The sequence below is a fragment of the Enterobacter sp. E1 genome (genome assembly GCF_016809815.1).
GTDB lineage: Bacteria > Pseudomonadota > Gammaproteobacteria > Enterobacterales > Enterobacteriaceae > Enterobacter > Enterobacter adelaidei.
Map to the genome: position 1 here is coordinate 463,500 of NZ_JAFBJM010000002.1, position 14,388 is coordinate 477,887.

General features: G+C 54.3%; 14 protein-coding genes. 6 read left to right on the forward strand and 8 right to left on the reverse strand.

The window, feature by feature from the left end; all coding sequences use genetic code 11:
* Window positions 1–19 precede the first annotated feature (19 nt).
* Window positions 20–3,133 carry a multidrug efflux RND transporter permease AcrD gene (acrD, locus tag JGF26_RS08345; protein WP_049007814.1) on the forward strand — a complete coding sequence of 1,038 codons (3,114 nt, stop codon included), beginning with the start codon at window positions 20–22 and terminating at the stop codon, window positions 3,131–3,133.
* Between the two features lie 109 nt (window positions 3,134–3,242).
* Here acrD and ypfM read toward each other — a convergent pair whose 3' ends face one another.
* On the reverse strand, window positions 3,243–3,302 hold the full coding sequence (gene ypfM / locus JGF26_RS08350; RefSeq protein WP_015572204.1) for a protein YpfM: 60 nt from the start codon (window positions 3,300–3,302) through the stop codon (window positions 3,243–3,245).
* A gap of 387 nt (window positions 3,303–3,689) precedes the next feature.
* On the opposite strand from ypfM, the gene JGF26_RS08355 reads away from it, so the two are divergent.
* From JGF26_RS08355 to JGF26_RS08365, 3 genes are read left to right on the forward strand one after another with little or no spacing between them, the layout of a single operon-like run.
* Entirely contained in the window at window positions 3,690–4,040 is a 351-nt protein-coding gene (locus JGF26_RS08355; protein ID WP_049007813.1) for an ArsC family reductase, read from the forward strand.
* A 10-nt stretch (window positions 4,041–4,050) separates the two neighbouring features.
* Window positions 4,051–5,178: a succinyl-diaminopimelate desuccinylase gene (gene dapE / locus JGF26_RS08360; RefSeq protein ID WP_028016140.1), complete on the forward strand. Its 1,128-nt coding sequence runs from the start codon at window positions 4,051–4,053 to the stop codon at window positions 5,176–5,178.
* Between the two features lie 24 nt (window positions 5,179–5,202).
* Complete coding sequence (locus JGF26_RS08365) at window positions 5,203–5,400, forward strand: YpfN family protein (protein ID WP_014171111.1); 198 nt, start codon at window positions 5,203–5,205, stop codon at window positions 5,398–5,400.
* A 38-nt stretch (window positions 5,401–5,438) separates the two neighbouring features.
* Here JGF26_RS08365 and ypfH read toward each other — a convergent pair whose 3' ends face one another.
* The 6 genes from ypfH to dapA form a co-directional block, all read right to left on the reverse strand.
* Complete coding sequence (ypfH, locus tag JGF26_RS08370; protein ID WP_028016139.1) at window positions 5,439–6,134, reverse strand: esterase; 696 nt, start codon at window positions 6,132–6,134, stop codon at window positions 5,439–5,441.
* Between the two features lie 73 nt (window positions 6,135–6,207).
* Complete coding sequence (locus tag JGF26_RS08375) at window positions 6,208–8,154, reverse strand: GNAT family N-acetyltransferase (RefSeq protein WP_134707685.1); 1,947 nt, start codon at window positions 8,152–8,154, stop codon at window positions 6,208–6,210.
* Entirely contained in the window at window positions 8,154–9,023 is an 870-nt protein-coding gene (locus JGF26_RS08380) for a neutral zinc metallopeptidase (RefSeq protein ID WP_049007811.1), read from the reverse strand. The genes JGF26_RS08375 and JGF26_RS08380 overlap by 1 nt, the downstream gene beginning before the upstream one ends.
* Window positions 9,024–9,143: 120 nt before the next feature.
* A complete protein-coding gene (gene purC, locus JGF26_RS08385; protein WP_014071282.1) occupies window positions 9,144–9,857 on the reverse strand; it encodes a phosphoribosylaminoimidazolesuccinocarboxamide synthase in 714 nt (237 codons plus the stop codon).
* A 109-nt stretch (window positions 9,858–9,966) separates the two neighbouring features.
* Window positions 9,967–11,001 carry an outer membrane protein assembly factor BamC gene (gene bamC, locus JGF26_RS08390; protein ID WP_028016136.1) on the reverse strand — a complete coding sequence of 345 codons (1,035 nt, stop codon included), beginning with the start codon at window positions 10,999–11,001 and terminating at the stop codon, window positions 9,967–9,969.
* Window positions 11,002–11,017: 16 nt separating this feature from the next.
* On the reverse strand, window positions 11,018–11,896 hold the full coding sequence (gene dapA, locus JGF26_RS08395) for a 4-hydroxy-tetrahydrodipicolinate synthase (protein ID WP_049007810.1): 879 nt from the start codon (window positions 11,894–11,896) through the stop codon (window positions 11,018–11,020).
* Window positions 11,897–12,041: 145 nt separating this feature from the next.
* Here dapA and JGF26_RS08400 point away from each other — a divergent pair, with 145 nt between their 5' ends.
* Window positions 12,042–12,611: a glycine cleavage system transcriptional repressor gene (locus JGF26_RS08400; protein WP_028016134.1), complete on the forward strand. Its 570-nt coding sequence runs from the start codon at window positions 12,042–12,044 to the stop codon at window positions 12,609–12,611.
* Window positions 12,611–13,081 carry a thioredoxin-dependent thiol peroxidase gene (bcp, locus tag JGF26_RS08405; protein WP_134707684.1) on the forward strand — a complete coding sequence of 157 codons (471 nt, stop codon included), beginning with the start codon at window positions 12,611–12,613 and terminating at the stop codon, window positions 13,079–13,081. Before JGF26_RS08400 ends, bcp begins: the two co-directional genes overlap by 1 nt.
* Before the next feature lie 95 nt (window positions 13,082–13,176).
* Here bcp and JGF26_RS08410 read toward each other — a convergent pair whose 3' ends face one another.
* Window positions 13,177–14,241: an AI-2E family transporter gene (locus JGF26_RS08410; RefSeq protein WP_028016133.1), complete on the reverse strand. Its 1,065-nt coding sequence runs from the start codon at window positions 14,239–14,241 to the stop codon at window positions 13,177–13,179.
* Between the last annotated feature and the right edge of the window lie 147 nt (window positions 14,242–14,388).

Here is a 14,388-nt window from a genome sequence, read left to right on the forward strand (position 1 = left end):
AAAACGAGGTCACTTTTTCATGGCGAATTTTTTCATCGATCGCCCCATTTTTGCCTGGGTACTGGCCATTCTGTTATGTCTGACAGGTGTCCTGGCGATTACGTCACTCCCTGTTGAGCAATATCCCGATCTGGCACCACCTAACGTACGCGTCACCGCCAACTATCCAGGAGCATCCGCACAGACGCTGGAAAATACCGTGACACAGGTTATCGAACAGAACATGACGGGTCTGGATAACCTGATGTACATGTCCTCGCAAAGCAGCGCAACAGGTCAGGCGACGGTCACGCTTAGCTTCACTGCCGGCACCAATCCTGATGAAGCCGTGCAGCAGGTGCAAAACCAGCTGCAGTCGGCCATGCGTAAGCTGCCTCAGGCGGTGCAGAACCAGGGTGTGACCGTGCGTAAAACCGGTGATACCAACATTTTGACCATCGCGTTTGTCTCCACTGATGGTTCCATGGATAAGCAGGATATTGCGGACTACGTCGCCAGTAATATCCAGGACCCCATCAGCCGAATTAACGGCGTAGGCGATATCGACGCTTACGGCTCACAATACTCAATGCGCATCTGGCTCGATCCCAACAAGCTCAACAGCTACCAGATGACCGCAACCGACGTAACGAATGCCATCAAAGCCCAGAACGCGCAGATTGCCGTGGGGCAGCTAGGGGGGACGCCATCCGTCGATAAACAAGCCCTGAATGCCACCATCAATTCGCAGTCACTGCTTCAGACCCCGGAGCAGTTCCGCGACATTACCCTGCGCGTGAATCAGGATGGTTCGGAGGTGCGTCTGGGTGATGTCGCCACGGTGGAAATGGGTGCAGAGAAGTATGACTACCTGAGCCGCTTTAACGGCAATCAGGCCTCTGGCCTTGGGATTAAACTGGCCTCCGGTGCCAATGAAATGGCCACAGCGAAACTGGTTTTAGATCGGCTGGATGAGCTTTCACAGTATTTCCCGCACGGGCTGGAATATAAAGTCGCCTATGAAACCACCTCCTTCGTCAAAGCCTCAATTGAAGATGTGGTGAAGACCCTGCTGGAAGCGATCGCGCTGGTGTTCCTGGTCATGTACCTGTTCCTGCAAAACTTCCGCGCAACGCTGATCCCAACCATCGCCGTCCCTGTTGTCCTGCTGGGAACCTTTGCGGTGCTTTACGCGTTTGGGTACAGCATTAACACCCTGACGATGTTTGCAATGGTGCTGGCGATTGGCCTTCTGGTGGATGATGCCATTGTGGTGGTCGAAAACGTCGAGCGAATTATGAGCGAGGAAGGCCTTTCCCCGCGCCAGGCCACGCGCAAATCCATGGGTCAAATTCAGGGGGCGTTAGTCGGTATTGCGATGGTGCTGTCGGCGGTCTTTATCCCGATGGCCTTCTTTGGTGGCACCACCGGGGCGATCTACCGCCAGTTCTCGATAACCATCGTCTCGGCAATGGTGCTCTCCGTGCTGGTCGCATTGATCCTCACCCCCGCGCTCTGCGCCACAATCCTGAAGCCGCTGCACAAAGGGGAGCATCACGGCCAAAAAGGGTTCTTCGGCTGGTTTAACCGGATGTTCAACCGCAATGCCGCGCGATATGAATCTGCCGTCGGGCGAGTGCTTCACCGCAGCCTGCGCTGGATGATGATTTATGTGGTGTTGCTGGGCGGCATGGTCTGGCTGTTCCTCCATCTGCCGACCTCATTCCTGCCGATGGAAGACCGGGGTATGTTCACCACCTCGGTGCAACTCCCGAGTGGCGCAACGCAGCAGCAGACGCTAAAAGTGGTTCAGAAAGTGGAGCAGTATTTCTTCACGAAAGAGAAGGATAACGTTGTATCGGTCTTCTCCACCGTCGGTTCCGGCCCTGGCGGAAACGGGCAGAACGTCGCCCGTATGTTTGTTCGCCTGAAAGACTGGGACGAGCGCGACACGAAAACGGGAACCTCCTTTGCCATTATTGAGCGCGCGACGAAAGCCTTTGCACATATCAAAGAAGCGCGCGTCTTTGCCAGCAGTCCACCGGCGATTAGCGGTCTGGGCAGCTCCGCCGGGTTTGATATGGAGTTGCAGGATCACGCCGGAGCGGGTCACACAGCGCTGATGGCGGCACGCGATAAGCTCTTAGAGCTGGCGGGGAAGGATGCCGGTCTGACACGCGTTCGTCACAACGGTCTTGATGACAGCCCGCAGCTCCAGGTGGATATCGACCAGCGTAAGGCGCAGGCGCTGGGCGTCTCAATCAACGACATCAACGACACCCTGCAAACGGCGTGGGGGTCGAGCTATGTAAATGACTTTATGGATCGCGGCCGCGTGAAAAAAGTGTATGTCCAGTCCGCCGCGCCGTTCCGCATGTTGCCGGATGACATTAATCGCTGGTTTGTGCGAAATAATACTGGCGGCATGGTGCCGTTCTCCGCCTTTGCCACCTCGCACTGGGAGAGTGGTTCACCACGTCTGGAACGCTATAACGGCTATTCTGCGGTTGAAATCGTCGGGGAAGCCGCGCCGGGCGTCAGTACCGGTACCGCCATGGATACCATGGAAAAACTGGTGCAACAGCTACCTGCAGGTTTTGGTCTGGAGTGGACGGCCATGTCATACCAGGAGCGACTCTCCGGGGCGCAGGCTCCCGCGCTTTATGCGCTTTCGCTGCTAGTGGTTTTCCTCTGTCTTGCCGCACTGTATGAAAGCTGGTCAGTTCCGTTCTCCGTCATGCTGGTGGTTCCCCTTGGGGTCATCGGCGCGCTGCTGGCAACCTGGATGCGCGGCCTGGAGAACGATGTTTACTTCCAGGTGGGGCTACTCACCGTTATCGGTTTGTCGGCGAAAAACGCCATTCTGATCGTTGAGTTCGCTAACGAGATGAATGCTAAAGGCCACGAACTGATGGCTGCCACGCTGCACGCCTGTCGCCAACGCTTACGCCCGATCCTGATGACGTCACTGGCATTTGTTTTCGGCGTACTGCCGATGGCAACCAGCACCGGCGCAGGCTCCAGCAGCCAGCATGCGGTAGGAACCGGAGTTATGGGCGGCATGATTTCAGCCACTATCCTGGCCATTTATTTCGTTCCGCTGTTCTTTGTGCTGGTGCGTCGCCGCTTCCCGCTAAAGGAACGCCCGGAGTAAGTGATTGAAATAAAAAAAGGCGGCTTTATCGGCCGCCTTTTTATTGTGTGATTAATTCACACTATGATTATTTTACTTATTTAAGTGCTCTTGCAATTCTCACTGAATTTCATTTACGAAGCATGCCTTCGATAAAATCTTTCCAGTTCCCCAGTTCACGTTCAATCATAACAACCTCTCTTATTATTATGCGCATTCTACGAAAACGTATCATCATTGTGAAGACTATTTAACCAATTGCTGTGATTATACCCCGCCACTGTCAGAGAATTATGATAAATATGAACGGAGAACCTTAAATTTTTTGTGACGGCAAGCAATATTTAGAAATAACCATACGAGCAGGTGAGTTTTATTTTACTTACTGAGTTTATTGGCAATTTAAACCTTATGGACATCTATGCTTAAATGTTTAAAGAATATTCAGCGTACAAGTGTGAGTTGAATTAAGATGATGAGTAAATTAAGACAATTCTTGAATGTGTTATATTCTGCTTAAGGATATATCTTCGAATTTATTGAACGTTTTATCACCACAGGAACAAAAGGATTCACCATGGTTGTGATGTACGGCATTAAAAACTGTGACACCATCAAAAAAGCCCGCCGCTGGCTGGACGCGAACAACGTGGAGTACCGCTTCCATGATTACCGCGCCGATGGGCTTGATGCAGAATTTCTGCATAACGCCATCAAAGAACTGGGATGGGAAGCCCTGCTGAATACACGCGGCACCACCTGGCGTAAACTGGATGAATCTCTGCGCGCCAGCATCAATAACGCCGACAGCGCGGCAAAACTGATGCTCGAGATGCCGGCAATTATCAAACGCCCATTGCTCTGCGCGCCCGGGCAGCCTATGCTGCTGGGTTTCAGTGAAACCCTTTATTCCGACTTTTTTCGTTGAGGTGTAGTTTATGTCATGCCCGGTCATTGAGCTGACTCAGCAGCTTATTCGCCGTCCTTCCCTTAGCCCGGACGACGCAGGTTGTCAGGCATTAATGATTGAGCGCCTGCGTGCCATCGGTTTTACCGTCGAACGCATGGATTTTGGCGATACCCAGAACTTCTGGGCGTGGCGTGGTCAGGGCGAAACGCTGGCCTTTGCCGGGCATACTGATGTCGTTCCCGCAGGTGATGCGGATCGCTGGATTAACCCGCCGTTTGAACCGACCATCCGCGATGGCATGCTGTTTGGTCGCGGTGCGGCAGACATGAAAGGCTCTCTGGCGGCGATGGTCGTGGCAGCAGAGCGTTTTGTTGCCCAGCATCCGAACCATAAAAACCGTCTCGCATTTTTAATCACCTCAGATGAAGAGGCCAGTGCCCATAACGGTACCGTGAAGGTTGTTGAAGCACTGATGGCGCGAAACGAGCGTCTCGACTACTGTCTGGTCGGAGAGCCGTCCAGTACTGAAGTGGTGGGTGATGTCGTCAAAAATGGTCGCCGTGGCTCGCTGACCTGTAACCTGACCATTCACGGGGTTCAGGGGCATGTTGCATATCCGCATCTGGCCGATAACCCGGTCCATCGTGCAGCGCCGATGCTGAACGAACTGGTGGCGATTGAGTGGGACAAAGGCAATGAGTTCTTCCCACCGACCAGTATGCAGATTGCAAATGTCAAAGCCGGGACCGGCAGCAACAACGTGATCCCGGGTGATTTCTTCGTCCAGTTTAACTTCCGCTTCAGCACTGAACTGACCGATGAGATGATCAAAGCGCGTGTTGTCGCCCTGCTTGAGAAATATAACCTGCGCTACACCGTGGACTGGTGGCTTTCCGGTCAGCCGTTCCTGACGCAGCGTGGCAAACTGGTGGATGCGGTAGTGAACGCCATCGAGCACTATAATGAAATTAAGCCACAGCTGCTGACGACGGGTGGCACCTCTGACGGACGCTTTATCGCCCGCATGGGCGCCCAGGTTGTCGAACTGGGGCCAGTGAACGCGACCATTCATAAAATCAATGAGTGTGTGAATGCCGCAGATTTGCAACTGCTGGCCCGTATGTATCAACGCATTATGGAGCAACTCGTCGCCTGACGAACGCTCTGAGAGGAATAGCGAATGGATTGGCTTTCAAAATACTGGTGGATTTTGGTGTTAGTTTTTCTGGTTGGCGTGTTGCTTAACGTGATTAAAGATCTTAAGCGCGTTGACCATAAAAAATTTCTCGCTAACAAGCCGGATCTGCCACCACACCGTGATTTTAACGACAAGTGGGACGATGACGACGACTGGCCGAAGAAGGACCAGAAGAAGTAATCAGTCTGGCTCCCCTCTCCTGAGGAGAGGGGATAACCTCACATAAACTCTACAATATCATTGTCATCCGGCTTACCGCCGCTGAGCGCTTCATCAAAATAGTGCTTCGGTACGGTATAGCGCAGATGGTCGAGCGCAAACTGTATACTGCGATCGTCAATGGCATGCCCCAAATCGTCAACGATATCCAGCGTCACATCCCCACCTTCGCGAATCAACGCTTCCTGGGCGGCAACTGCATGCGAGAGCTCAATCACGCGGTCTTCACCACCGTGGATCAGGTGGATCGTCGTCTGCGTGGTGGCGATCGTCGGTAACGTCGCAAAACGACCGTTAAATGCAATGACGCGTGACACCAGACCCGGTTGTGCTTTTACGCTTTCCAGCGACATGATTGATCCCTGTGAGAAGCCAATCAACGCGGTGGCGTCGGCCCCCACGCCGCTCTGCTGCTGCCAGTAGCGCACGATATCAATAAACGCTGGCATGACGGCGTCAATACGAGCCTGACGATTCTCTTCCGTTACGCCCTGCACAGAGAACCACTGCCGACCGTTCGGGCCACATGGCTCTATGCCACCGATGCTGATAATCAAGGCATCCGGAAAAACAGGCGCAAACCAGCTGCCAATCTGGCCCATGTTGACGGCATTATCACCAACACCATGAAACAGCAGCAGTAACTGTTTAGCCGGTTTGTCAGGGCTTTGAACAACAAAATGGTCGTGTTTCATGGTGATCTCCTTAATAGATGACCTGGATTCTACGCCTCCCGGCGGGAATGACCATGCCACTTTACTGAAGAAGTCATTGAAAAAATTGCCATTGCAAAATAGCGTTTTTCAGCTGCTGACAGCGCGCTTTATCCAGACTTTCAAGCGCTTGCGCTGTTTCGCTGCGGAGCTTTGCCAGCAACGCTTTTCGCCCGAGGTCATCCGCTTTCCCTGCCATCTTATCGCGCAGTGCCGGGAGAGGCGTGTCCACACTCAGCAGCAGACGCGTTAGCGCAGCGACGGAGGTTGAAAATGCCCGGTGCGCAAAGGCAAACCCTGCCAGCTCAAGCCAGTCGTCATTATTAAGGGTAGCTTCCCAGCCATCGTCCACCGGGATCTTTTCACCGTTCCAGGCCGATAACACCCGCGTATCGCGCTGCAGACGCAGTTGCGCCTGCTCACACAACTGATGCCCCGCCTTGCTCAGCGGCAGCAACGCCATTGCGGTAAAACAGCCACTGCTGGCTTCACGATGGCTGCCCATCCTCACCAGTACAAACCCGCATTGCTGCCAGAAATGCCAAAGCTCATCGGTATAGCCAAAACTCACCGACAGATAATCCTCACCGCTGGCGTTGCGAATCAGCGCCTGACCGATGCCCTCCCGCTGACGATAAGGGTGTACAGCAATACGAGTCACCCGTCTGCCTTTGAGCGTGGCCGCCCGTGGCGATCCGCCGTGGGCTGCCAGAGACTGTGCCACCAGGTTTCCACGAGGACGCCGATACCCCGCCCAGACGGCGCGGCTAAGCTCGGGTGATAACCCGCCCTCATCCACCAGCCAGAGCGCCCCGGCGATATCTGAGTCTGTCTGGGCGACGGCAAAATGCTGCCCGGGTGCGTCCATCATGCGGCGTAAATCAAGCGGTGAGGTGCGATAGTGAGCCGCACAGAGTAGCTCGTAAACGCGTGTCGCAAGTGCCGGTTGGCGTTCCCACGCCTCCGGTTCCAGAGAGGTCAAACGCACCTCGCCTTCCGGGTGGCGATCGAGAAGCGTATCGTCAAAAAGCAGTGCGCTGGCGACGACCCGCTCAAGCGGGCAGCCCGCGGCCCAGCGAATCGGTACCGATAAGCTGAAACGCTGCAATCCGGTAAACCGGGCACAGAATTTTAATAAGAACCCTCTCCCCGTCCCCTCATAACCCTGAACCGTCGTGGTCAACAACACGCGAGGAAAACGCAGAACCAACTTTTCAAGTAGCGGGCCGGGGATCGCGGCGGCTTCATCGACAATTAGCCAGTCAGCCTGCAACGAAGAGGCCAGCAGCGCATCCGGGGCCATAAAATTGAAATGCTCTCCTGCAAAACGGGCGATAACATCCGTCGCCCCCTTCGCTGGGGCGGTGACCACTGCGCTGCCCGCAATGCGATTCAGCAACATTCCCGCCAGGGCTGACTTTCCGCGCCCGCGCGCGGCGGTGACGGCCACGATGCCAGGCGACATCCCCTCAAGCACATTGAGGATCTCAGCCTGCTCGCGTTGCGGTCCCCCGCTGGCAGGCAGCCAGTCGGGGGCATCGGGAAAAGAAGGAAGCGATAAAGGATGCCCCTGAAGCCACACAATCGCATCGGGATCGGCGGCAACGGTCCGGCAAAAATGGCGGACAAAATGCGGAGTGGCTATCGCTTCGGCGCTATCGCTCCAGCGCAGGGAATCCTGATCGGGATGTTCAGCCCAGTGCGCGAGCGGCGGAACACGCAGCACCAGAAGACTTCCGGCGCTCAGCGTTCCGCTCAGGGCGGCAAACGCGGCGACATCAAACCCGGCGCTGGCGTCAAAGACAGCATGCCGGAACTCGCGTCCCAGCAGGCTACTGATGGCTTTTGATGGCTGTTCGTCCAGCCACACCCAGTCTCCAGGTAACGTCTCTCGCAGAGCCGCAGCCTGCGATAATGTCCATTGCTCATCACCGCTCAGCACCACCAGCCGACGTTGACCAGTGCGCTCAAGCTCGCCGATCAGCTGTTCAAACGACGCCATTACATCGCTTTGCCGAAGGTATTACACTGCGCCGGATCGCCGCTGTCGAAACCGCGTTTAAACCAGCTGTAACGTTGTTGCGATGTACCGTGAGTGAAACTGTCCGGCACCACGCGCCCCTGGCTCTGTTGCTGAAGACGGTCATCGCCGATAGCCTGCGCGGCGTTCAGCGCCTCTTCAAGATCGCCGGACTCCAGAACACCCTGCTGCTGCATGCTATGGCCCCAGACGCCGGCAAAGCAGTCCGCCTGAAGCTCCATTTTTACCGAAAGGCGGTTAACTTCAGCCTGCGAAGCATTTTGCTGAAGCTGACGCACTTTTGGCTCAATCCCCAGCAGCTTTTGCACGTGATGGCCGACTTCATGCGCAATCACGTAGCCCTGGGCAAAATCACCGTCAGCGCCAAGCTTGCGCTTCATGTCATCGTAAAAAGAGAGATCGATATAAACTGTGCCATCTGCCGGGCAGTAGAACGGCCCCATCACAGATTGACCGGTACCGCATCCGGTGCGGGTTGCACCGCGGTACATCACCAGCTTCGGTTGCTGGTAGGAACGCCCCATCTTCTCGAACAACTGACCCCAGGTGTCTTCTGTTGTGGCGAGGATAACAGAGGTAAATTTGGCCGCTTCATCTTCATTTGGGCTGATGGAGCGCTGAGAATGTTGCTGCTGTTGCAACGGCTGACCGGTCATCAAACCGGTGAGATCGACCCCGTAATACCCCGCGACCAGCACCACAATCAGCAGAATGATCCCACCCTTCCCGCTGGGTAACCGGAAGCCGGGCCCGCCCATGGAAGGGCCGCCACCGCCATCACTGCGTCTGTCTTCTACATTGTCACTTTCACGACGCCCTTGCCAGCGCATAACCACCTCGAACTATTCCATTAATAATAGCTATGATCGTAGGCGGTTAACGGCAAGATTACCATAGGAAACAAAGGTAAGACGCCAAAGGATGCGAACATCCTTTGGCAACTGAGGGAGTTAGTCGAGCTTAACGCCTAAACGGTGAGCAACGGCTTCGTACGCTTCAATCAGGCCACCCAGGCTCTGACGGAAACGGTCTTTGTCCATTTTATCCAGGGTTTCTTTATCCCACAGGCGGCTGCCGTCTGGTGAGAATTCGTCTCCCAGCACCACTTCACCTTTGAACAGGCCAAACTCCAGCTTGAAGTCGACGAGGATCAGGCCCGCGTCATCAAACAGTTTTTTCAGCACGTCATTGGCTTTATAGGTCAGCTCTTTCATACGCGCCAGGTTCTCTTTATTCACCCAGCCGAAGGTTTCGCAGTAGGAATCATTGACCATCGGATCGTGCATGGCATCGTTTTTCAGGAACAGGTCGAACAGCGGTGGATTCAGCTCGATACCTTCTTCAATGCCCAGACGCTTCACCAGGGAGCCCGCGGCACGGTTACGAACGACGCACTCAACCGGAACCATATCCAGCTTTTTCACCAGACATTCCGTATCGGACAGCAACGCTTCCATCTGAGTCGGGATACCCGCTTCGGCCAGCTTAGTCATAATGAAGTGGTTGAACTTGTTGTTCACCATGCCTTTACGATCGAACTGCTCAATGCGTGCGCCATCCCCTGCTGACGTATCATTGCGGAACTCGAGCACCAACAGATCCGGGTTTTCCGTGCTGTATACGGTCTTCGCTTTGCCACGATACAACTCAGCTTGCTTCTGCATCTTCATTACTCCTGGTGTGATGATTTGTGTTCAAAACTGGGGATATTATGCCACGCACACGTTTGCGTAGCACTAAAATAAAAAGGGCTGGATTAACCAGCCCTCATATTTATTTGCTGAATGCCGCCTGGAAGACAGCGACCAGCGCATCGTTCTGCGACTGGGTCAGCGTGTGACCTTTCGGATCGATAAACTGCAGACTACTGCGGTTATCAAGGTCGCCTACCTGAATCTTGTAGTCACCGGAGGCAAGCTGAGGATCTTTAGCGCCCAGTTCCTGCCACGCGCTGTCAGACAGCGGCTTATACGTTGCCGTGATGCTGCCGGTTGAACGCGTGCTGTCGGTCACTTTCATGCCCACTTTTTCCAGCGTCGCAGGCAGGCGCTGCCAGGTCTGGTTAAACGGTGCACGAACAACCAGCATTGGCAGACCGGTATCATCCGCACCGCTCTGAACGTCGAACGTCACGCCGTTGCGGCTCTGCGCTGCGTTGGCAGCATCAGTCGCGGTCTTATCCAGACCCGCAGCAATCACGTTCAGCATTTCGGTGCTGTAACGCTGCAGGGAGGATGCATCTGCAACCGGTTTGCCCGCCTGTTCCAGGTTCAACAGCTTAACGTTAACCGCCTGCTGATAACCTTGTGGTTTAACGGAGACTTGATAACGACCACGGTACTGCTGATCTTCATCCAGACGGTTCCATTCGATCCAGTCGGTGGTTAACGTCTGGCTGGCGTCATCACGTTTATCAATGGTGTAGTTCTTCGACTGAATGACGCTCACCACCTGCGGCCACAGGGTGCTACCGCGCGCGCTCTCAACCATCAGAGACGCCGTATCACCCGTGAACTGAGTACGCGCCCCGTTTACCAGCGCCAGAGGCTGTGCTGGTGGACGAATATCAAGCGCTTTACCGACCAGGCCGCTGCCGTTGGTCACGGGGATATTATAATCGCCGTTCTGAATCGGCAGGATCATACCAGCCGGTGCGTGAAGTTCAGCAAGCGGGGTCGCATCCAGATAGGATTCATCACCGCTCACCTGGCGCTTGTAGCGCGAGTCTGAACTACAGGCAGCGAGCAGCATAACAAGCGAAACACTCGCAACCTTCGCCAGGCGCGACTTCTGTACTGAATAAGCCATCAAATCTCCCTAAACTTTACAGCAAACCGGCATGCTTCAGCGCTGCCTTAACGATTTCACGACCATGGTCGGTAATCGGTGTCATTGGCAGACGCAGCGTATCGGTTGCTACAAGTCCCAACTCCTTACATGCCCATTTCACAGGGATCGGATTGGGTTCGACAAATAATTTATTGTGCAACGGCATCAGACGCTGATTAATGACACGCGCTTCATCAAAGTGACCCGCTGCTGCCAGTTTGCACATTTCAGCCATATCGCGCGCCGCAACGTTTGCCGTTACGGAGATCACGCCATGACCACCGAGCTGCATAAAGTCCAGCGCGGTCGCATCATCACCACTCAACAGGATAAAGTCGTCTGAAACCAGCTCTTTGATCTGATGAACGCGGCTTAAGTTCCCTGTCGCCTCTTTAATACCGATAATATTTTTTACTTCCGCGAGACGACCGACGGTTTCCGGCAGCATATCGCAGCCAGTACGGGACGGCACATTATACAGAATTTGTGGCAAGTCAGTATGTTCAGCGATGGCTTTGAAGTGCTGGAACAAACCTTCCTGAGTAGGACGGTTGTAGTAAGGGGTTACCGTCAGACAGCCCACAATGCCGCTGTCATTAAAACGTTTGGTCAGACTGATAGCTTCTGCGGTTGCATTAGCTCCTGTCCCCGCGATGACAGGAATACGTCCGTCAGCCAGCTCCAGGGTCAGCATGACCACATCGCCGTGCTCTTCGTGGCTCAGCGTTGCAGATTCACCGGTAGTCCCTACCGAAACGATCGCCGAGGTTCCATTGGCGACATGGTAATCAATCAGCTTCTTCATGCTTGACCGGCAGACATTACCTTTTTCATCCATCGGTGTTACAAGCGCGACAATACTTCCCGTGAACATGAGCCATCCTCTGTGCGAACAAGAGTCTCAATGGTACGTTTGGAACTGTAATAAAAGCAAGCGACCTGAGGCCCTCAGGCGGTTGTATGCATGTTTTTTTTATGCTTTCCTTAGGAAGACTTAACCATGCAAAGGAAGAACAGGTTTGACAACCTCATCACAACATTACCTGGTTATCACTGCGCTGGGTGCCGACAGGCCGGGTATCGTGAACACCATCACCCGTCACGTGAGCAGTTGCGGCTGTAATATCGAAGACAGCCGCCTGGCGATGCTGGGCGAAGAGTTCACGTTTATTATGCTGCTGTCCGGAACATGGAATGCGATTACGCTTATCGAATCTACCCTGCCACTGAAAGGTGCGGAGCTGGATTTGCTGATCGTGATGAAACGTACCACCGCGCGCCCGCGTCCGGCCATGCCGGCGACCGTATGGGTGCAGGTTGAAGTCCCTGATTCCCCCCATCTGATTGAGCGCTTTACCGCGCTGTTTGACAGCCATCAGATGAACATCGCTGAGCTCGTTTCCCGTACACAACCGGGCGACGAAAGCGCCGTTCCCACGCTCTTTATTCAAATTACCGCACACAGCCCTGCCTCACAGGATGCGTCAAATATCGAGCAAGCGTTCAAAGCCCTCTGTACAGAATTAAACGCGCAGGGCAGTATAAGCGTCGTCAATTATTCGCAGCACGAACAGGATGGAGTTGAGTAATGAATCCACTGAAAGCCGGTGATATCGCACCGAAATTTAGCTTACCGGATCAAGACGGCGAGCAAGTAAATTTGACCGACTTCCAGGGACAGCGTGTTCTGGTCTATTTCTACCCGAAAGCCATGACCCCCGGCTGCACCGTACAGGCCTGCGGCTTACGCGACAACATGGGCGAGTTGAAAAAAGTCGGCGTGGAAGTGCTGGGCATCAGCACCGATAAACCAGAAAAACTGTCACGATTTGCCGAGAAAGAGCTGCTGAACTTCACGCTGCTTTCTGACGAAGACCATCAGGTGTGCGAGCAGTTCGGCGTCTGGGGCGAGAAGACATTTATGGGTAAAACCTACGACGGCATTCACCGCATCAGCTTCCTGATTGACGCTGACGGTAAAGTTGAACATGTGTTTGATGACTTCAAAACCAGCAATCACCACGATGTGGTATTGAACTGGCTGAAACAAAGTGCCTGATAAACAGCAAAACGGCAACCCAGGTTGCCGTTTTTAGTGTTTACGCCCTCTCCCGTGGGAGAGGGTCGGGGTGAGGCCATCAGGCCGCACAAAAACTACTTGTCTTCTACCGCCGGCACATCCGGCCAGGCGTGAACCACGGCCTTAATCAGTGTTGCCAGCGGAATGGCAAAGAACACGCCCCAGAATCCCCACAACCCACCAAAAATCACCACGGATAAGATAATCACCAGCGGATGCAGGTTCACCGCCTCTGAGAACAGTACCGGCACCAGCAGATTACCGTCCAGCCCCTGAATAATCAGATACACCGCGAAGCAGCTCCAGAACTCAGTTCCGAGGCCAAACTGGAACAGCGCGACGCCCACAACCGGAATGGTCACCACAAACGCACCGATATACGGAATAAGGACTGAGAGGCCCACCAGCACCGCCAGCAGCAGCGAGTAGTTCAGGCCGAAGATCAGGAAACCAATCCACGTCGCGACCCCGACCACAATCATCTCCAGCACTTTGCCGCGAATGTAGTTGGTGATCTGCTGGTTCATCTCTTCCCAGACCTGCCCTGCCAGCCCGCGATTACGCGGCAAAATGCGCCTGACGGCGTTCAGCATCTGCTCTTTATCTTTGACCAGGAAGAACACCATTAGCGGGACGAGCACGAGGTAAACCGCCAGCGTCAGCAGCCCGACCAGGGAGGCCAGCGAGTATTTCACCACCGAATCGCCCATGGTCATGATGCGGGCGCGCATATTTTCGGCCATCGCGTCGATAATCCCGGCATCCATCAGGGCTGGATAGCGACGCGGTAGCGTGGCGGCAAAATCAGAAAGTTTATTCAACATGCCCGGCATATCGCGGATCAGGTTAATTCCCTGCTGCCAGGCAACCGGCATGACAACAAACGCCATCAGCAGCAGAATGCCGACAAACAACACCAGTACGATACTGGTCGCCCAGCGACGGGAACAGCCGATATGTTCCAGCCGTGCCGTTGGCCATTCCAACAGATACGCCAGCACAATCGCCACCAGCAGGGGGGCGAGAAGACCGCTGAAGAAGAACAGAATGCCAAATCCGGCGACCAGAATAACCAACAAAGCAATGGCTTCCGGGTCGCTGAACCGACGCCGATACCACTGCATTAACATTTCGAGCATACAACCCTTCCCTGAATCGAATGGCGGGAGTGAGAATGTGAATTGTATCTAACTGTCACAAAAAAGACTTTCGCTTTTTGTCTCTCTGTCACGAATCGCAAAAGCCTGATGAATGGGATTTTCTTCATGCTGCAACACGGCTACACT

What these genes read in the sequence shown, in the direction of transcription:
- dapE (WP_028016140.1), top strand. Translation starts at nt 4,051, where the DNA reads ATGTCATGCCCGGTCATTGAGCTGACTCAGCAGCTTATTCGCCGTCCT.
- dapA (WP_049007810.1), bottom strand. Translation starts at nt 11,896, where the DNA reads ATGTTCACGGGAAGTATTGTCGCGCTTGTAACACCGATGGATGAAAAA.
- JGF26_RS08410 (WP_028016133.1), bottom strand. Translation starts at nt 14,241, where the DNA reads ATGCTCGAAATGTTAATGCAGTGGTATCGGCGTCGGTTCAGCGACCCG.
- JGF26_RS08355 (WP_049007813.1), top strand. Translation starts at nt 3,690, where the DNA reads ATGGTTGTGATGTACGGCATTAAAAACTGTGACACCATCAAAAAAGCC.
- purC (WP_014071282.1), bottom strand. Translation starts at nt 9,857, where the DNA reads ATGCAGAAGCAAGCTGAGTTGTATCGTGGCAAAGCGAAGACCGTATAC.
- JGF26_RS08375 (WP_134707685.1), bottom strand. Translation starts at nt 8,154, where the DNA reads ATGGCGTCGTTTGAACAGCTGATCGGCGAGCTTGAGCGCACTGGTCAA.
- ypfH (WP_028016139.1), bottom strand. Translation starts at nt 6,134, where the DNA reads ATGAAACACGACCATTTTGTTGTTCAAAGCCCTGACAAACCGGCTAAA.
- bamC (WP_028016136.1), bottom strand. Translation starts at nt 11,001, where the DNA reads ATGGCTTATTCAGTACAGAAGTCGCGCCTGGCGAAGGTTGCGAGTGTT.
- bcp (WP_134707684.1), top strand. Translation starts at nt 12,611, where the DNA reads ATGAATCCACTGAAAGCCGGTGATATCGCACCGAAATTTAGCTTACCG.
- JGF26_RS08380 (WP_049007811.1), bottom strand. Translation starts at nt 9,023, where the DNA reads ATGCGCTGGCAAGGGCGTCGTGAAAGTGACAATGTAGAAGACAGACGC.
- JGF26_RS08365 (WP_014171111.1), top strand. Translation starts at nt 5,203, where the DNA reads ATGGATTGGCTTTCAAAATACTGGTGGATTTTGGTGTTAGTTTTTCTG.
- acrD (WP_049007814.1), top strand. Translation starts at nt 20, where the DNA reads ATGGCGAATTTTTTCATCGATCGCCCCATTTTTGCCTGGGTACTGGCC.